Here is a 20,647-nt window from a genome sequence, read left to right as displayed (position 1 = left end):
ATAAGGGTTCTTTTGATTAATATTTATTTTATTCTTTTGATTAACGACTTTACCATGGATAACCTAATTCATCATTCGAAATCATCACTGAATCTGATATCGTATCTCCAAACTCGTTTATATAAAAGCTGTAATCGGCTTGGATATTTGTCCAGTAATCATCATAATTACTCAGATCAATGGTGCCATAATATACCCGGCTACCATAGGGATAGGTTACTGCATCAAATGTGATGTTCATACTACCTGGAAACATCACATAAGGACTTCCAGGATCTGAAGGATTTGAAGGGTTGGAATTACTCGCCCAAAACTCAACATAGCTCTCAGGTGGATAAGGGCCGGTATCCATCATGATAAACGTCGTTGGCGTTGTCAAATCAATCATCCAGTACAAATTGTTTCCGTCCCGTTCCCACTTTGCCAATGCCACACCCGGCCGATCAATCAAAGTCCCATGCGGATTAGCAGGATTTCCAGGAAGCTGGGCTTCTGCTGAATTCAAAAATCCGCAAACCATTACCATTGCAACTACTAATAATTTTTTCATGAATAAGGATGATTATGAAATGATGCCTACTCTGTTCAAGATTTTCGGCTGCCTCTTTTAAACTCTTATTTCAATTTAAATGGCAAATACCAGTTCGCTTTATTGGACAGTCTTGATCGTACCTGAGCTGCAGAAGCAGCATCACCTGAGGCTTCAAATTTAGCGGCTATTTTATTGGCCAAATAATTTGGATCAGTACCTTGTCTACGTAAAGCAATTCTTAGCAAATCTTGCCAACGATAACCTTCAAATGCAGTTTCTAATGCCTCTTCATCCATAATTCTGTCCTCTATATCAGTAGTAGTTGAAGTCAAAGTAATTGGAACATCCTGGTTAACTGCACGGCCTCTGATTCCAGAATTACGGTACCAATTGCCACGAATTGCACCAGCATCTCCATTAAAGTCAAATGGATAAACATCTGGTGCACCATTATATGTAGACTTGGTCACAAATGCAGCTTTGATACCACTATTAATTAACGCACCCGCTAAGAGTTTACGATCCAATTGATTGGCCGCTTCTGCATAACGCATGTGTAAAACTGCAGCACGGTAAACTACCCAAATACCTGTTTTGTCAAATGGCAAGGTAATGCTGTAATTTTGGGTATATTTTAGCACTTCTGGTTCAACGCCATTTAGCAAACGGTAAGACATATTCAGCCCCCTTCTATCTGTTAAACTACCATCGGTACGAATCTGGTTATTCCAATTTCTTACGGACAATGCTGAAGGTTTCAAAAGGTAATCACCAGATATAGAGAACAGCTTTAACAGTGGATTTCCGGGTGAAAAATTGCTACTGAAAGGCAATGTCCACATCCGCTCCCAATTGGCAATTTTATCTGCTAGAGGGGCTGTAAAAATCTTAGTCCATGGATTGATAACAGCCGTTGTCTTTAAGGAATGATCTGTTGAATTGTCATCTCCAACCCGATAAGTATCATATAAATCAACCTGCTGAGAAGGGTTGTTGCTCAAATTTATTCCGGTTTCCATCACATCTTTGTAATAGCTAGCAGCTTTCATGTAATTACCTTTCCACAAATTCAGATCACCAAGAAATGATCTGCGTTGGATAAAGAATTTAAAGACACCATCTTTAATCGGATAGACATCCATTGGCAAAATCAAAGTAGGACTTGCTGATGCAGTATTCTGATCCAAGTATTCTCTTGGTGTGGCCTCTGTTTCAGCAATTAAACGTGATAATAAATCGTCAAATCCTATTTTTGGAAATTTACTTTCGTCTTTCAGGCTTTCAATATTATCTAATGCATCTGTTACATAAGGGATGTTACCGTAATGAATACCTAACTGGAGGTATAACCAACTGCGTAAAAATAAGATATCAGTATATCTTTGATAATACTGTCCATTATCCAGTAGTTTTTTATCCCTCATGACGTTAAAATTCTTCAAGGCATCATTGCAATTGAGAATAACCTCATAAAATGGCTTTGGATCTGCATATGGATTATCTATGGCTACGTTATGGGTACCCAGTTGTTTTAAATAGGCATTTGCTTTCGGTGTAACATCTAATAAATCTGCTCTCAATTCGTTCAACACCAAATACTTATCAGCTAAGCCTACAAATTTGCCATAAATCCCCAATATTGAAGCATCTGCATCGTAAACATTTCTATAAGTTTGGGATGCTTCCAATGCATCTTCAGGTTGGATATCAAATACCTTTTTACAGGATAAGACTGTACTGAATCCCAGTACCAGCAATATATATTTTGTAAATGTGATAGATAAATTCTTCTTCATATCTCTATTTCTTGTATTCTATAAACCAATTCTAACGCCTAACTGCATTGATCTCGAGCCAGGTTCCAATCCGGTATCCACTCCCCTCGCAAATACGCTGGTACCTGCACTAAACTCAGGATCATACCCTTTGTATTTAGTTAGTGTAAACAAGTTACTTGCAATCGCATATACTGTTGCAGAGCGAATAAACGCGGCCTTAACAGGAACATTATAACTCAGAGATATTGTTCTCAATTTCAGGTACGATCCGTCTTCCATCCAGCGATCAGAAAATCTTCCGTTAGCTGATGGATCAGCCCAGGAAGCTCTTGGAATATTGGTAACCTGCCCGTCTGTTCTCCAGCGGTTTACAATAGCCTGAGTCTGGTTGCTATATCCACTCATCATTTCTAAAGCTGCTCTCGTTCCATTGTAAATGTCATTGCCTTTACTAAACGTAAACAAGGCATCCAATGACCAACGTTTGTAGGAAATTTTGTTATTGTAAGAACCTGTAAAATCAGGGTTAGGATTTCCGATTATCTGACGATCATTTTCATCGATAACATGGTCACCGTTCAGATCTTGGAATTTCATATCTCCACCTTGAAAAGGAATATAAGCACCATCTGTTGTTTTGTTACTTAGCCCAGAAGCATTCGCTGCTGCGTCAGATTCGTAAACACCACTTGTTTTATAACCGTAAAATAAATTGGCAACTTGATTTACACGGGTGAGGATGGTTGCACCAGCATAATTGGTAATTAACTGATCATTACCTCCAAGATTGCTGATCTTATTCCTGTTCAGACTATAAATGAAGCCCATATCCCATTTTAAATCTGGTTTATTAATTAGTCGGCCACTAATAGCCAGCTCCAAACCTTTATTACGCATTGTACCCCCGTTGCTTAGCGCATAGCTAAAGCCCGTGGCAGTAAACAAAGGCTCATAAATGAGCATATCAGAAATTTTATTATGATACAAATCCACACTGATGTTTAAGCGTTCCTTCAAAAAGGAAGCATCTATTCCCAGGTTTAATTTTGCATTAGTTTCCCATTGTAATGCGGTATTTCCTATATTACCTCTTACTAAGCCTTGTTTACCCAAAAAGCCTTGGGATATATAATAACTTTTGGCACTATAGTTCCCAATGTCATCATTACCTGTCAAACCGTAACTGGCACGTAATTTCAAACTCTCTACAAAATTGTTATTGGCCATAAAATCTTCTGAGGATACCAACCACGAAGCAGCTAAAGATGGCATAACAGCCATTTTTACACCATTTAAATTCAATGCGTTTGGAATATCCTTGCCAAAACGTGAAGAGGCATCTGCAGCGATGTTAAACGAAAGGAAATACTTACTGTAAGCCTCATAGTTTAAATTGAAATAGTTATTTAACCAATTCCATTTACCTAAAGATCCACCGACAATTCTAAGTGTACTCTGTGCACTTCCTAAGGTCACAAAATCATCACTAGCTGTATTGTAACTCGTGCCATTATCTACTTCCGCACTACTGCTCTGAAAGCGAAACCCCAGATTGGCACTTAATTTACTAAAGTGGTTTAGATCTTTTTGATAGGAGACCCAGGTATCGGTATTTACGGCAAACAAGCGCTGTACACCTGCAGCAACTTTGTTATACCCAACAGCAGTTGGTAATACAACAGGTGCAATACCCAGTTGAGGTGTAAAGTAGTTTTCCCTGATTTTATCATAAGTAATACCAATGATGGTATTGGCTTTAAAAGACCTGTTAAAAGTATAATTAAATCCAATAGAACCGGCAAAACGGTAAGTCCGGTTTAAAGCCTGTACACTTTGTACTGCAGCGCTGGGATTACTAACGCCAAAAATATCAGTATCTGCCAGGTTCGGAGACTGTACTCCGGTTTCAGAAAGTTCATAAGGAGAAAGAAATGGTGCCTTAACCAAAGCAAGATATAAAGGGTTTGTTGCATAGGCCTGGCCCTGATCTCTTAAATTCTGTTCGCTACGTGTAAAAGCCAGATTGGCCTGGGCCTTTAATTTAGCAGAAAGATTCAAATTCGCATTAAACCTGGTTTGATACCGGGTCAAATCCGTATTGTCAGTAATCCCCTCATTACTCAGGTAGCCTAAGGACAATGAGTAGGTAGCGATATCATCACCACCAGTTACTTTAAGATAGTAATTCTGGCTGATACCACTACTCATTACTTTATCCTGCCAATTTGTATTTTGGTGAAAGCTGTAATAACCGGGATTGGGATTGTCATTCATATACGGCTCTGCCTTGATCAACGCATTGGTCATGCCAGGCTTGGTCATTAACAAATCGGATAAGAAAATGCGGTAGTTATCGGCTTGCATGACTGGTAAACTACTGACAGTTCCATTGTATCCACCATATGCAGAAAAATCCAAACGGGTAGCTACATCTTTTGCACGTCCGGTAGTGATGAGCAGCACCCCATTTGCTCCACGGGTACCATACATAGATGCGCCATCTTTAATCACTGTGATGTTGTCAATATCTTTAATATCAATATTGGCTAAGTGGTTGGTTTGGTGTCCGGAGATGATGGAACTACCATAAGTATTGATGTCGTAAATCACGCCATCTACTACAACAAGTGGTTGGCTAGCCGCATATAGAGAGTTGTATCCACGCAAATAAAGATCGGCACCGATGTCAGGTGTACCTGATCTTCTGATGGCTTCCAGTCCCGCTACTTTTCCTTGTAAATAAGAATCTGGTGTTTCGTTCGCACGCTCCCAGGTACCATTCGTATTGATGGTTGATACAGCAAAAGGAACACGGTTTTTCAATACGGAACCAAATGGCAAGACAGCAGCATCATATACAGAGGTATAACTTTCTTCAAACAAATCTGTATTTACCTCCTTTCGGCCCTTAAGCGCCACCTCTTTTGCCTGATAACCGGTAGCAGATATGACCAGAACAGATTTAAAATCCGGCACGCTAATTTTAAAACGACCATTTTCATCGGTTAATGCCGCCGAATAGCCTGTTACAGTTACATTTATGCCTGGCAAGGGTTTCTTTGTTGCGGCTTCGATTACACGACCGCTTACCTGCGGACCTGTCGGCCTTTTTACTTTAGTGGTAGTAACGGTACTTACCGAATCGATTTCCTGAGCTATAGCTGAATTACAGAGCGCAAGAAACAGCAAGCAGGGTAAAATTCTTTTAGTAACCGTTTTTGTATAGATATGCATAAGGTTATTTTATGGCTTAGTTAACTGGTTTTAATTTGATGTAATCTAATGAAAGTGCGGTCGGTGTTGCACTAGCGGCTCCAAGTGAAGAAGCTAAGAAAGTATAAAGATTTCCATATTGCTGAGCAGTATAGGTACCCAAATAAACTTCCTTAAATGCATCTTTATAAGGCTGTGATGTTTGATCCATACCAATAAGTGAGGGCAGACTCTTATATCCTAATGTCACCAATGGCAAAAGCGTACTACCGAATGATCTATCAGTATTGAAATCAACTTTCATGCTTATCGGAGCTGCTAAAATATCATTTACAGCCCTCCAGTATACTTCATATTTAACAGAATTAACAGTAGACCTATATCTGTAATAATAGAGCGGGCTTGGACTTGACGTGATACTCCCAGTTTGAAAATCAGTAAAACGATTTCCTGAAGGATCTTTCTTAATCCGGGTTACCGGATTTGAAGGTACGCGCAGAGAATCAGGAAATTCGCCCTGAATCATTACAGTTGGAATTTTGTTTTCCATCAACTTGTAGCCAATTTTATTTACCACATAGGCAATACCATTACTCAATAAGCGAGTCTCAAGAATGGAACTTTTATCTAAATGGATCTTCACTCCTGTAACGGTTGTCATGGAGTCAGGCAATTCACTTGGATTATATACTTTATTGACCACCAAATCCCGAACTACACTCCATTTGGTCAGAGTATCAGCATATAAGGTATTGGTATGCTTATAATAGGTGGCTAGTTTAGCTTTCTCCGAATCAAAAGCTGTATTATTTAAAATAATATAGGTTATTAAGCTGTCTTCACTACTGATATCGGAAATACCTTGAAAATATCTATTTCTCAACACCTTAAAAGTGGTTCCTTCCTGATAAATTCCTTTTTGTGTCACAGGATCTTTATACAGCAGTACTCCCTTGCTGGTATCCAATTCCAAATGCTCCAAACTTTTGATGAAGTCTCTTTGTGAACTTGCAGCAGTAAAAGTTTGCAGAAACTCCCAGGCATTTTGCTTAGGAGCAGATGCCGCATTGATAACATGCAAAACCCCATTTTTAACATAAACATCCGATTTCACGATACTGGCCTGTTCAAAAGTAGTCTTGGTGAAAATTGTGTTTTTCCCGTTTAACATCCGAATCACCAGACTGGGTTGCGCATTAGTGGAAAAATAACTCTGCTCAGCTATATAATTCCCAATAAATCTTCTCAATGCTGCTGTATCATTTAAAATAGCAGCATCGAGACTTTTTAAGGCCTCATTATCCGGAGCCCATACCGTAAATGCCTTAGACGATTTTAGCACACCATCGTAACCTGTTTTTATTACATAACTGGTAAAAGTACTTAGGCTCGCATCTGCACTGATTTGTTCAAAAAGAGTTTGATCAAGCCTTGTTATGTTCAGTTCAGTATGTTCTTTCCATGCATCTTTGCAGCCGGCAAAAGTTATGCCGGCCAGCATAAATACCATAATGAGATATCTTATTTTAAATTTAGTCATTTTTTCAGGTGGTATTATATTTCTATATCTTTAAGCTGTCTGATCTTATTTAGGGCGCCAATATCTTAGAACCATCTACATTGTATCTCCAATACTGCTGGTCGTCATTAATTGGAATAAATTGAATGATGTCAATGTTATTGGTAGTCTGCGTTCCGTTGATTGCTTTTAACCTAAGCCAGTAACGACCTGTTTGGGCCAAATCTGCAATCCCCATTAGTTTTGCAACCTGAGAACCAGTAGTCACTGCCATGTACGATTTAAATCCTATCGCTTCTTCTGCAACCGTATCTATTACAGACACGCCATTTAATGTTTTATTGATACCTGGACGTTTAACAATAAAACTTAGAATCCTTCCATTAGATAGAATCGAACGATCTGTAGTACCATCCAAGCCTATTGAAGCCTGAACTTCTGTTGTTGTTGTAGGATTAGATTGCTGTTGAGTGAAATATCCAACCCAAACCTTATATTTCCCTTTAATTAACAATGGGGTTCTAAACTCAACCCATTCAGCACGTTCAGAAGCACCACCAGTAGCTAGTGGAACAACAAGGACATCTCTGTTATGAGAAGTGTTTGAAGTACTTTGTCCGCTACCATAACGATAGATCAATTGTTTCTCTGGTCCGGAAAATTTAACATCTGAAATCGCCGCGGCCTCAGCTATTGAAAATTCATAACTGGCCTTTTTATATACTGCTGTATTCTTTAGTAATTCAGGAAATGCACAAACGTCAAAATCAACCCGGAAAGGCGAGCGTAATTTAATAGCGAAATGGGCCGAGGCACGATGCACTACACCATTTGTAGCTGTGATGTCACTTTTATCACGTACTAAGGAAAATCCTTGCTCATGAATACCATTAAAAGTATCGTCGTTCATCAATACAGTTTGACCTGACAATTTAGACGTCAACACCTCTAGTGGCGCCAGTGTATTGTGCGCCGACGAAGTGATGATATCCGCCAGGTATTTGGCATCATATAAAATATGATAGTCCAGGAACAGGTGTAAACTATCCGTAGTTAGTTTAGGATTACCTGTATTAGAGAATTTCTGTTTTAACTGTGCATAATTGCTAAATCCAGCAGCCTTTAATACATCGTCAGTTTCTGGGATTACAGTTAACCATTTCTTCTTTTCTTCCGGATTTGCCGAAGGCAAAATATTTAACTTTTCATATAGTCCGGTTTCTTTCAATGCCTGTGTAAAAATTGAATACTGTGGATCTGCTTCTATGGTCTGCGCAACGCTTAATGTAGCCGGAGAAAGAATATGATCAATGCTGTGAATTAAGCCATTGCCCACAGATATGTTGGGTTGTACAATATTAGCCTGACGGTTGACCCTGATTTTGGTGATCCCTCCTGAGTTCTCGGAAGAAGTTGTTAAATACTGTCCATACATGGTCAGGTCAAATAATTTTCCGTCGGTAAATCTGGATGTCGGAATTGAATCTTCCAGCAAATGTAGTCGAATAAAACTTTTCCATTCCGCTGCATCAATATCTTCCACATTGCTTTTACCTTTTTCCTGCAAATAAGCTTTAATTGCAGCATTATTAGGTGCAAACATCGTATATGAACCGTAAGCATTTAAAAAAGATGCCGTTTCTGAGCGTTCTAAAATTTTGCTGAGCTCAGAGAAATTATCAGGATTATTTTTAAAATATTGAGTCATGTTCACGGCGTTTGAAGTACCCCGAACCAAGGTATCTTTTTGGCATGCCAAAAGACACATAAACACGCTGCATAACCCGAGCAGCATTTTTGTAACATTCCGTTTCATAGCTTTATTTTTTGGTTAGCGATTTATTGATAAAATGGATTTTGAATTAGTGCTTTATTTGTCTGCAACTCATAAGAGTAAATTGGAAAATAATGGCTTCTATGATCCTTGTATTTGTTAATTACGGTTTGTTGTTTACTGGGATCAGCACTTGCAGAAACAATATCCAATAATAATTTTTCATTGGCATAATTGTTACGTTTGGCGTTACGCAGAATGTCATACCAACGCTTACCTTCAAATGCAAATTCGCGTGCACGCTCTTCGAATATGTATTGCGAAATATTCTGTGTATTTGCAGGATCTGGTGCTTCGATAGATTTATCCGCTACAAAACTCAAGGCATGACGCGCATTTCTAATCCGTCCAACCAAAGCAATTGCCTCAGCACCATTACTCGTATTACCAGGTGACAACCAGGTTAAAGCTTCTGCCTTCATTAACAAAACGTCGGCATATCGATATACAAACCAATGCGTATACGAAGTTGCATTGGTTCTTCCATTGATGTATTTAACAATCGTCCCATTCGCCTCCAACATCGAAGTATTATTTCCACGAACATCTCTATTTTCGAAATTTATAGCATCAGTACCAAAAAGATTACCCTCGGAAATCCAATTGGCTGCACGCATCTCCAGCCCAGAAAGACCAAACATATCGCCAAAAGGGTTTAGCTTTTGATTGTCGAACTGGAATTCAAAAATATTTTCCACTGAATTGCCATTCAAATATACATTCGTATAAAAATCGATTTGTGGCGTGCCTACCGGTAATAATTGATATTTTCCAGATTCAATGACTTTATTACAGGCATCTATACTTTTTTGATATTCTTCATTCCACAAATAAGCATCAGCAAGGGCAGCATAGGCAGTAAACTTGGTCATACGTCCACGGTCCTCCATCATATTACCATAGGTAACCTGTCCATTTTCTGCACCAAACATTAAATCAGTAATGATTTGCTGATAAACCTGCTCCTGACTGCTTTTGGCAATTGCGCCAATCTGAGAGTCGTTGTATGTAGGTTCCAACTTTAAAGGCACTTCTCCAAAAGAGCGCAGCAAGTAAAAATACATCAAACCGCGCAAAGCATGTGCCTCAGCTAAATAAGCATTTAATACTGTTTGAGATAGTGTTTTGTCTCTCGTGATCACTTCCGGAGCAAACTTAATCACGGTGTTACAATAGTTGATCGTTTTGTAAAGGGCCTCCCAGTTTACAAAACTATTGGTAGGCGCTATTTGCGTACGTATAATATCAAACTCATCCCGCATTTTAGCGTTTAACAGCGCTTCATCACCTTCTGAGGAAACATCAAGTCCAGGGACAACCATGTCGCCTCTTAACTCTCCCCATATAAAAAGGTATTTTGCCAGAGGTACCGTACTTCCCCCCAATAAAGACGCGTAACAGCCCATTACTGCGGCATCCAATTGTTCTTTAGTTTGCCAATATTCTTCTCTAATCAACCCGTCCTGGGGTTTCAAATCCAGCCATTTTTTACAGGAAGTTCCAAAAACACTAATCAGTGTAATTAAAACCAATATCGTATGTTTTATTTTTCTGTTCATGTTAAAATCATTTAAAATCCAACGGTTACACCAAGTGTGAAAGTTTTTGAAGGGGGTGTCAAAGCGTCGTCTTGTGCATATTTAAAAGGACTGCTGCTGCCACTGGAAGTCACATCAGGGTCTTGTCCAGTATAGTTTGTCCAGGTATATAAATTTTGTCCAGTTAGATAAATACTGGCACTTTTCATATTGAAACGCTTAAGCAATTGCTGAGTAAGATTATACCGTACAGTAACAGAACTCAAACGTACAAAAGAAGCATCTTCTACATAGCGATCAGAACCCAACCAGTTGTAGCCTGTTCCATATAATGCTCTTGGCATATCGGTCACATCGCCTGGATTTCTCCAACGTCTCAATACTGCAGTACTCTGATTACTTACACCATACATATTGGTGGTTGTAATTTTAGCCTTATTGACAATGTCATAACCGTAACGATAGCTAAAAAAGGCCTGGAGTTTTAAGTTGCCGTTGAAAGTGATACTCGGACCAAATCCGCCTGTGAACTTAGGAACAGAATTTCCCAGGTAAACCATATCTTTTTCGTCAATATTACCATCGTGATTGATATCTTCATAAATGGCATCACCAGGTTGGAACATGTAATCAATTGTTGGATAATTGTAACGCATATACACGGTTTGCCCGTTGGGACCAATGATTTCCCTACCATTTTCATCTCTGGCAATGGTTGCATCTTTATCTTTATAAACTCCTTTGTACTTAAATCCGTAGTAAGAACCAAAAGGATTACCTTCGATCAGGAAAGATTTGTATTCACCGATTTTAGGCAAACCGACAGCACTCTCTCTTGGATAAAACTCAGAAACAGACTGAATGCTATTGATATTTCTGGCAATGTTAAAATCGAAACCTACAACCAGTTTCTTAGTTTTAACCGGTGTAGTATTGATTCCAATTTCCCAGCCGTTGTTATTCATACTTCCAATGTTCATGTCAATTTTGCTATAGCCGGAAGTACTTGCAATGGCTAAATCGTTGTAAAACATATTCTTGGTTGTGTTTTTATAAATCTCTGCGTCTATTTTAATCCGGTTATTAAACAACCATAAATTGAAACCAACGTTTCTACCTACAACAGTTTCCCATTTTAACATAGCCAATTCAATATTGGACGGGTATACTGCCGCCCGACCAGCGTACGACCAGCCGAAGGGTGTATAGTTATTAAAGTAACCATAATTATCCTTAGGCGCTTTACCACTGGCACCATAACTTAGCCTTAAACTCAAGTCATCGATAAACGTATACTTCTTCATAAATGACTCACCGGAAATCCGCCATCTCGTAGAAATTCCTGGAAAAAAGCCAAAACGATTGTCAGGAGAGAACTTAGAATTCCCATCTACCCTACCATTCATATTGATGATGTACCGATCTAAAAATTCATATTGCGCCTGTAGCAGTACACCCATACTTCTGGATTGAGACTGGTTCGATTTTAAATACAAGCCTACGCCATTGGTAACAGATGGATTTGAAGGATCCTGGAGCTCTGAAGAGGCCGTATTGGAGGTCATCAAACTGTAACCTGCTGATCTTGTATCATCAGTTTGAAAGGACATTAAACCTTGTAAATTGTGTTTCTCTCCCAGAAATGGCCTATAAATCAGGTTAATTTTAGATTGAATGTTATAAGAATCACCATCTGCATCAGAAGCTCTATTTACGGTAGTTTGCGTACTTGGTTGTCCTGTTGCAATTTGAGGCAGAAACGTCTTGGATTTGGTATTATTAATGTCAAACTGAACGTCGAATGTGGAGAATAAAACTTTCGAGATGTCATATTGTAAATTAAATTTTGGCGTAATACGCTCCCCGACTAAGTGACTAAAACCTTCATTCGCCATGGCCAGAGGATTGTAAGTTCCCTTGATCTCACCTTTATCATTGATCGAAAACTGCCCCTGGATATTTGACAAAGGGGAAAAATAAGCTCCAGTTACGTTCCCGTATTCGTCATATTCAAAAGGCGCCATGTTTGGCATTTTGTTGATTGCTGTGCCCCGTAAAGATTTATCATAGTTTAGGTTATTATTTACGTGGGTATAAGTTAAATCGGTTCTGAACCTTAGTTTACTGGAAACGATATAATCCAAATTGATTTTAGTCGTAATCCTGGAAAGGTCTGTTCCTAAAGTTGTACCGGTCTGACCTAAATAACCAACTGAGGCATAATACCTTGCCTTATCACCACCACCACTCATGGAAATGTTATGATCGTGTGTATAACCTGTACGCGTAATTAAGTCTACCCAATTGGTATTGTTGCTGTAATTGTAATAGTAGTAAGCATCCGAAGGATCGTATTGGAAGGCTTTGTTTTGTCCGCCGTTACCTAAGAAATCAAGGGGTAAACCTGTTGCATTCATCACTGCTTCCGGAATCAGCATAGAATACTGATCACCAGTAAGAAAAGGGATAGGGTTCGGTTGTTTGGCCATGGTACCTTTAAAATTGTATGCAATGATCGGTTTGCCTTTATCTCCCCTTTTTGTATTGATCAGAAGTACCCCATTGGCTGCCCGTGAACCCCAAACTGCGGTAGAGGCAGCATCTTTTAATACTGTAATGTCTTTGATATCTGAAGGAGCAATGTTCAACAACTGCGCATAGCCCTGATCATCAGCTGTACCAAAATTGAAGTCGGATGGTATTTCTGTTTCATAAGGCATGCCATCCAATACGATCAGCGGTTCTGCGGATCCATTGATCGATGAGGTACCACGGATCCGAATGGACATGCCTGCGCCTGGATCCCCCGAAGTGGTACCAAAATCTACTCCGGATAATCGACCAGCGAGTGCCTGATCAATAGAAGATACGGCTAACTCCTCTAAAGCCTTGCCACTAACAGAAGCCGAAGCAATGGTAGAATTGCGTTCAGCAACATTTAAACCCGTGCCATTGTTTACCATTTTCTTGGCGGTCAGAACAACCTCATCCAAATCATTTGAACTTGGGTCCAAAATGATATTAATGGTTGTGCGATCGCCAATAACTCCAGCCTGAAAAGTTTTGTAACCTATGTAAGAAACGATCAACTGGTTTTTGGTGTTGGTAACGCGCAAGGCAAAATTCCCATTGATATCTGTACTTACACCGGTAATTGTCCTTTTATTTTGATCTACCTCAATAACAGATGCTCCGATTACACCTAATTTGTCTTTCTTATCTGTAACCTTTCCACGTACGGTAACTATTTGTTGTGCATAAAGTGATGGAGAATGCCACATCAGCAAAATGACAAAAGTTGAAAGACAGAAACTTTTGTATAAAAATCTTTTCATATTAAGCCTAGCTTATTATTTATTGTAATTGAGATAATTGTTAATGGAGTGAATTATAGTCCGATTTGACAACTGATTACTTGTATTCACTGTTACGGTAGCAGAGCGTCCGGCACGATCGGTAATTAATAAATTATTTGGTTCATTAAGAACATTTACCAATGTGTTATCACCCGATTCTGTTTGAAATAGAGTCAGGAAATTATCTGCTTTCTTACCGTCTGTCACTATTGATTCGCCATTAACTATATGATACAATATGAATTTTCTAATCATATCTTTTTGAGCCTCATTGGTAGGTGCCGCAGTCGGCAAAGCACCTGTCGCTTTAGTACCCGGTAGCAAACCATCTTTAATTGCCTGAGCAATGGCAGCATTATCTGGTACAAACATCGTATACTTGTTGTCAATACCTTGATTAACACCTGAAATTGCCTTTGTAGTTACATTATAAACATTTGAAGTCGAGACAAACCAGTAAAAGGATGCGTAGCTAGCAGGGTATTTTGTAGCCAGATTTTGTAAATGCTGACCTACGTTTTTTTCAGTAAAAGACAATACTCCATCGATATAAAAAACATTTCCATTTACGGAACTGACATCTGATTTAGTAACATTGAGGTCTACACCAGAATCTACTGTGCCGCTTGTTTGAATTTTACCGCCGTTATATTTGATATAATCTCCACTTTGTGACTCTACAATACCCGAACCTCCTAAACTACTCAATTCGGTTGTAGGTGTGATTAAAACGCCAGATTTGAACAATCTGAATACATTATCTTTATAGATCAAATTGTGCGCATAACTGGCAGTTGGAGAAGTTCTATATCCCCAAGCAGAAGTTGAGGTACCTGCACTACTTTCATTGTAGCGATATCCAGCTGCGATTAATACAGCGTCGGGCATAACCAATAAGGTTTGTCTAACACTTGGCTGGGTGATATACGGTTTAATACCTGTAGCGGCATCAGAATAGCCTAAAAATGTCATGCTTGCAGCTGGATCCAAATAAGGAACACCATACACAGTTCTAAACACATTGGCATATTGTGCCTGATTCACCCCATAAAAAATCGCATTACTCAAAATTTGTTTATCTACAGCATTACCAATTGTCAAGGTTGTTGGCTCTAACTGAAAATTTCTGTCCTGTACAAACTTACTTGGCCAAAGCATGGTTGACCACATATGTGAATTGATGAAATCGATTGCCACACTTGCGGGAGCGCCCTTAAAAAAAGAATTTCCATACTTTGATAGTATCTTTTTTCTGTATGCCCGGAAAGCTTCATTTGTTGGTGCCATGATAGACCAGCTCGACATTTGGGATTCGTTAGCCAAATAACTATTTATACCTGGTTGCTGATAGTTTTCACTGTTAATAGAATAAGCAAGTTGTCCATTGTATCCTTTTACATATACTGAATCTGTACTACCAGTAGCCACAAAATTACGATGCGTTTGATAAGCATTTGCACTGTAAAACTTCAGAGAATCCAATAGGCTCTTAAATTCACTGTAATTGCTATTGCCGCTTAAATACTGGTCTATGCTTTTCAAAGGCAGTGTTACATGATCTACCTCATGGATCATACCATTCTCTGCAGCTACATCCATATTGACTACCGATCCGGCTGCAACATTAAATCCTGTGTAACTGGAATTTGGATAAAATGCCTGATAATCCCCCTGATTCATTCCTGATGCAGACATGAATGAATTTGTGAAATAAGGAATGTATTTATTATTGTTATCACCGTCTATGTAAACAGAAACATTTACTCCTTTTTGCGACTGAACATTCCTGTTGGTGGCAATGACTTTACTTTTTACCCCATCCCCTTTTTGCTGAACCCAGTCGTAATACGCTGTTTTTCTTTTAAAGGCAAAGCCTGCACCGGCTTCAGACCCACCGGCCATTTGATAGGTACTCAACTGGTCTTTGCGATACGCATTATATACCAGGGCATACTTTACAATCGCAGCGGCTAAAGAATCACTGATGTTATCGGTTCCGGTTATGCTCTGGTCTTTGAAGAACTGTTCAAAAGCCGCATCATTAGGAGCAAAGAATGTCCACCAACCGGTTTTCCCTAAAATATCTTTGTAACCCGCCTTATCAATCACAGCGGTTAAGTGTTTAAAATTTCCGCGGGCCTGGAGCTGTTGATAAATGGGTTCGCCCAATCCCGCTGGGCGCTCGTAGAAAGAATCAAATTCTTTTTTCTGGCAACCCGATAATATTCCAAGAAAGAAAAGGAAATAACATGAACTTGTAAAAAGTCTGGTCATAGATCGTTTGGTTAATACAGTATATTTGGTTTATTGTCAATACAAATCTATCCGGATTGCGTATCCAGAGGTTTCAAAATTTGACGAAATGCTTTCATTAATTGACGAAAAAGAGGCTTAAATACAATTTAAACTCACATTAAACGTTGCTGAAGAATTTTAGAACTTAATTATCGCGCTGCTGCTGTTTTATTTTCTTCAAATACTCAGAAGGCGATACCTTATACTTCTCTTTAAAGCAGGTGCTGAAATAAGGCAGGCTATTGAAGCCAACCAGGTAGCCAATTTCGGATACGGTCTGTGATCCCGCATCGAGCATTTGCCTGGCACGTTTCAAACGCATATCCCGCACAAACTCTACAGGACTTAAGGCGGTCAGGCTTTTCAGCTTTTTATAAAAGGTTGTACGGCCCATGCCGATTGCAGCAGCCACATCTTCAATGTTAAAATCAGGATCGGTCATTCCTTCTTCAACAATTCTGATGCTCTCTTTTAAAAAGCTTTCATCTTTGGAAGTGATGACCAGTTCTCCAGGTTCAAGGTTGACGACCCGTTTGTCCAAAGTATTGGAAAGTTGTTCGAACAGTTTTTTCCTGGAACTGATCAGATTTTCCACCGAAGCCAGGAGATAATCGGTATGAAAAGGTTTGGTAATGTACAAATCGGCTCCGTATTGCAAACCTTCAATCTGGCTCTCTACCGATGATTTGGCAGTGAGTAAAATCACGGGTATGTGGCTGGTCCGCAAATCGTGTTTCAGCTGGTCCAGCATCTGTATGCCGTCCATATTTGGCATCATTACATCGCTGATGATCAGATCGGGTATGATTTCAATGGCTGTTTGTAATCCTTCCAGTCCGTCGGCAGCACTTTTAATCCGGTATAAACCTCTAAGTTTTGCAGAAAGGAAGGTACGGAGTTCTGGATTGTCTTCCACGATCAACACCAGGGGCACCTGGGCATCGCGGATGTTTTTAACCGGAAGTTCGGCAATGGCTCCTTCTTCTGCAACCGGGATAAATGGATCTGTTTTCAAAGACTGCTCCTGCTTTAAATCCGCTGGGTTGAAATGTGTCTTTCCGGATTTGAGTTCCAGTACGAAGGTCATCCCGACCTCTGGATTATGCTTAGCCCAAAGCTTGCCGTGGTGGCTGTTTGCCAGATCCCTGGCTAATGCCAGTCCGATCCCACTTCCATTCAGGTGACTTTCATGAGCTGAATTTCCCTCATAATAAATTTCAAATATCTCCTCCAGTTTATGCGCTGCTACGCCTTTCCCTTCATCAATCACCAGGACTTCCACGTCACCTTCGCCTCCGGCTACATAATTGACCACCACTGTGATCGAGCGGTTTGCAGGCGTAAACTTAAAGGCATTGGACAGCAGGTTATACACAATGATGTCGATTTTCTCCTCATCGACCCAGGCATATACGCTTTCAGCGGCCGAACGTACTTCAAAACGGATATTTTTCTCGGCTGCCATACCTGAAAAATGACTACAAATGCCGCGTACCAACGCAAGCAAGTCTATTTCACTTACACTCAATTGCATTTTACCACTTTGTATCTTTCTGAAATCCAGTAATTGGTTGATAAACCGGATCATGCGATTGGCATTTCGGGTTACAATATTGAGGTATTCTTTTCCTGCTTCCGATAAGGTTTCTGTTCTTGAAATCTCTTCCAGGGGACTCACGATTAAAGTTAGTGGTGTACGCAGCTCGTGGGAGATGTTGGTAAAAAACGACAGTTTTACTTCAGTCAGTTTCTGTTCTACCAATACCTTGTTTCTTAACCTGATCATGGTTAAAATGATGCGTCTTGCAATTACCGCCACAACAACAGCCAGGATCAGGTAAATGAGGTAAGCCCAATACGTGAGGTAAAACGGCGGTTTAACGGTAATTTTTAAAGTTTTACCAGGTGTATTGCTGAATAAATCCTCACTTGTTGCCTTTACTTTAAAAGTATATTCGCCAGGGGGAATATTGGTGTAAGTAGCTTTTCGCTGATCATTGACATGATGCCAGGTTTTATCGAAACCTTCCAGTTTGTAAGCATAGGTGATTTTGTTAAATGCACGGTAATCCAATACACCATAGTCAATGCTGATCACATTCTGATCGTGTTTCAGGACCAGTTCTTCCGTTTCATTGATGGCATATTTTAGTGCGCCCCCATCGGCTCCAGGTATCATCTCTTTATAATACAGCTGTATCCCGGTAAGGGCCATCTCGGCATGAAGTTTTTGATCGGTAACGTTTAAAGGGTCAAAAGAGATGTAACCATCAATACAACCAAAATACAGCTTGCCAGCCGGACCGGTAAAGCAAGTAGCCTCAGAAAAGCCTGCCTTGGGCAGGCCATCATAAGAATCATAATTTTTGAAGCTCTTATTTTTGGGATTAAATTTGGACAGACCGCCTTCAGTAGCCACCCAGATGTTATTTTGCTGATCCGAAGTCATACTCAATACCACGTCGTTGGATAGGCCGTTCTCTGTGGTAAAGACTTCAAATTTCAGGTGGTCAGCACCTGTTTTATCCGGGATCACGCGGTTTAGTCCGCCGCCAAAGGTGCCTACCCACATCTGCTGATGCTGGTCTTTGTAAATGTACTGGATACTGTTGTTGCCAAGACTGGAGCGGTCGCCCTTCACTTTGTGGTACCTTAAATAACGATATTTGTCATCTTTTACCGTGTTTGGGTCGAAGATCAGCAAGCCATAGCTGGTTGCAATCCAGATCCGGCCGTGTTCATCTTCATTCAAATGCCGGATGACATTGGCCCAGGAGAACGGGTAATTGTGAAAAGCATTGTCGTAGTTTTTAAAGGTAACCTTGCCATTATTTTCTACAAACAGATTGATGCCCCCGCCCAGGGTGCCTATCCAGATCCGGCCTTTTTTGTCGGCTATGACAGAATATACCAGATCACTGCTCAGCGAAGAGGGGTTTGATTTGTCATTCCTGTAATTGCTTAAGGAATAGAAAGACCTGTTGGCATCTATCGGACTGGCCTTATACAAACCATCGCCCTTGGTGCCCAGCCAGATATTCCCGTTTCGGTCTTCCATGATACTGTATACCAAACCAATCCGCTGCGTAGCATTGACAAATACGTTTACGAGCTTATTATGATCATACACATAAACTCTTGCGTCCTTGGTGCAAATCCAAAGGCGGCCTTTGGAATCATTCATCATTGCCCGGACGTCATTCTCTGAACGATTTTGCGGGGTGGCCGTCAGCCTTTTGTAATTGAATTTATCTTTTATGGATACTACTTTATTGATCCCGCCATCTTTGGCACTTAACCAAAGAACCCCTGTTTTATCAATTAATAAGCTGGTTACGATGTTGGAAAATTTCTGGTCTATGGAGCCAGGGCGGTCATAAAAATACTCAATATCATCACTAACAGGATTATAGTAACCAAAGCCACCCGCCTTCATGCTGGCCCATAAGGTGCCATTGGCATCCGTAAGCACCTGGTAATCGCGGCTTGAACTGATGATGTCCTTTTTTTGCGTGAAATATTTGTAACTCCCGTTGTGTGGATTGTATTTAATCAGTCCACTGTGCTCGGGTTCTATCCAAAGCTGTCCGGATTTGTCTTCATACAATGAAAAATAGGTATCGGTGGCGGACAGGCCGGAATAACTGGACTTTGCAGTCGGGGGATCAAAAGTAATTAAGCCTTTTCCACGGGTAGAAATGTACAGTTTTCCCGTTGGAGATGCACAGATCGCATTGAACAAGGTGCCTCTGCTCAACTCCTGTGCTTTAAAGGTACGCCTTTTTAAATCATAGCTCAGCAGGCTTCCATTTGCGGTACCAAAAAACAAGGTATCCCTGCGCTGGGCCACACAGGTAAAAATATATTTCTCCATCCAGGACGAAACCTGTGCTTTAAAATTTACCCTTACATATTCCTGATTACTGTTTTTTTGTAAACAACTCAAGCCCTTCTCCGTACCTAACCAGGTGCGGTTTCCTTGCTGATGTAAAAAGCTGACACGGTTACTATTGATTTCAAATATCCCGGTTTTATTTTGTGCATACTGCTGAATAAGGGGCGTACCTGAATCCTTATTCCTGGCGTACAACACCCCGTGATTTTCTGTGATCAGCCAAACCCCATTCTCCTGATCAGGTACAATCCGGTCGACCACCAGATCCTTAAACAACGTGCCATATGGCCCATCAGATATGGCTAAAAAGGTTTCACTTTTTTTATCGAACCGATATACTTTATTGTCATAGGTTTTTACCCAGAGATAGCCGGTTTTATCTTCTACAATACTGCGGATTTTATTGCTGGCCAGATTGGAGTTGTCGCCCGGTCTGCTTTTGTACACCACAAAATTATGTCCGTCAAAACGATTGATACCATCATAAGTACCAAACCACATGAAACCATCCCGGTCGCGTGTAATGCAAAGCACTCCATCATGCGATAAACCGTCTGCAGTAGAATACCGGGTTATATTGGTGTTCAATTGCGCGTGACTTAGCGCAAACTGCAATAGCAAAGCCAGGGTCAGAAATAACTTTCCGGCCCCCGGCACCACATAACGGTCGGGATGTTTTAGCGTCAT

At 40.2% G+C, this 20,647-nt stretch carries 9 protein-coding genes; all 9 read right to left on the bottom strand.

All coding sequences use genetic code 11. The features are described 5' to 3' along the window. Positions 1–49: 49 nt before the first annotated feature. The 9 genes from IM797_RS17490 to IM797_RS17450 all read right to left on the bottom strand — a co-directional run bounded on the left by IM797_RS17490 (position 50) and on the right by IM797_RS17450 (position 20,647). Complete coding sequence (locus tag IM797_RS17490) at positions 50–550, bottom strand: hypothetical protein (RefSeq protein ID WP_194128449.1); 501 nt, start codon at positions 548–550, stop codon at positions 50–52. 65 nt (positions 551–615) lie between these two features. Continuing rightward, on the bottom strand, positions 616–2,328 hold the full coding sequence (locus tag IM797_RS17485) for a RagB/SusD family nutrient uptake outer membrane protein (RefSeq protein ID WP_194128448.1): 1,713 nt from the start codon (positions 2,326–2,328) through the stop codon (positions 616–618). 18 nt (positions 2,329–2,346) lie between these two features. After that, positions 2,347–5,544: a SusC/RagA family TonB-linked outer membrane protein gene (locus IM797_RS17480; protein ID WP_194128447.1), complete on the bottom strand. Its 3,198-nt coding sequence runs from the start codon at positions 5,542–5,544 to the stop codon at positions 2,347–2,349. Between the two features lie 16 nt (positions 5,545–5,560). Then, positions 5,561–7,063, bottom strand: coding sequence for a fasciclin domain-containing protein (locus tag IM797_RS17475; RefSeq protein WP_194128446.1), 1,503 nt, complete (start codon positions 7,061–7,063; stop codon positions 5,561–5,563). Positions 7,064–7,112: 49 nt separating this feature from the next. Beyond that, positions 7,113–8,750 carry a fasciclin domain-containing protein gene (locus tag IM797_RS17470; protein ID WP_194128445.1) on the bottom strand — a complete coding sequence of 546 codons (1,638 nt, stop codon included), beginning with the start codon at positions 8,748–8,750 and terminating at the stop codon, positions 7,113–7,115. Between the two features lie 131 nt (positions 8,751–8,881). Further along, positions 8,882–10,435, bottom strand: coding sequence for a RagB/SusD family nutrient uptake outer membrane protein (locus IM797_RS17465; protein ID WP_194128444.1), 1,554 nt, complete (start codon positions 10,433–10,435; stop codon positions 8,882–8,884). A gap of 11 nt (positions 10,436–10,446) precedes the next feature. Beyond that, a complete protein-coding gene (locus IM797_RS17460) occupies positions 10,447–13,749 on the bottom strand; it encodes a SusC/RagA family TonB-linked outer membrane protein (protein ID WP_194128443.1) in 3,303 nt (1,100 codons plus the stop codon). 15 nt (positions 13,750–13,764) lie between these two features. Next, a complete protein-coding gene (locus IM797_RS17455; protein WP_194128442.1) occupies positions 13,765–16,044 on the bottom strand; it encodes a fasciclin domain-containing protein in 2,280 nt (759 codons plus the stop codon). Positions 16,045–16,210: 166 nt separating this feature from the next. Further along, positions 16,211–20,647, bottom strand: coding sequence for a hybrid sensor histidine kinase/response regulator transcription factor (locus tag IM797_RS17450; RefSeq protein WP_194128441.1), 4,437 nt, complete (start codon positions 20,645–20,647; stop codon positions 16,211–16,213).

The sequence above is a fragment of the Pedobacter sp. MC2016-24 genome, assembly GCF_015223055.1.
Classification (GTDB): Bacteria; Bacteroidota; Bacteroidia; order Sphingobacteriales; family Sphingobacteriaceae; genus Pedobacter.
This window is presented reverse-complemented; position numbering and strand designations above follow the sequence as displayed.

Excerpts from the sequence above, each read along its gene's own strand:
- IM797_RS17490 (WP_194128449.1), bottom strand. The coding sequence starts at position 550 with ATGAAAAAATTATTAGTAGTTGCAATGGTAATGGTTTGCGGATTTTTG.
- IM797_RS17485 (WP_194128448.1), bottom strand. The coding sequence starts at position 2,328 with ATGAAGAAGAATTTATCTATCACATTTACAAAATATATATTGCTGGTA.
- IM797_RS17480 (WP_194128447.1), bottom strand. The coding sequence starts at position 5,544 with ATGCATATCTATACAAAAACGGTTACTAAAAGAATTTTACCCTGCTTG.
- IM797_RS17475 (WP_194128446.1), bottom strand. The coding sequence starts at position 7,063 with ATGACTAAATTTAAAATAAGATATCTCATTATGGTATTTATGCTGGCC.
- IM797_RS17470 (WP_194128445.1), bottom strand. The coding sequence starts at position 8,750 with ATGACTCAATATTTTAAAAATAATCCTGATAATTTCTCTGAGCTCAGC.
- IM797_RS17465 (WP_194128444.1), bottom strand. The coding sequence starts at position 10,435 with ATGAACAGAAAAATAAAACATACGATATTGGTTTTAATTACACTGATT.
- IM797_RS17460 (WP_194128443.1), bottom strand. The coding sequence starts at position 13,749 with ATGAAAAGATTTTTATACAAAAGTTTCTGTCTTTCAACTTTTGTCATT.
- IM797_RS17455 (WP_194128442.1), bottom strand. The coding sequence starts at position 16,044 with ATGACCAGACTTTTTACAAGTTCATGTTATTTCCTTTTCTTTCTTGGA.
- IM797_RS17450 (WP_194128441.1), bottom strand. The coding sequence starts at position 20,647 with ATGACGCTAAAACATCCCGACCGTTATGTGGTGCCGGGGGCCGGAAAG.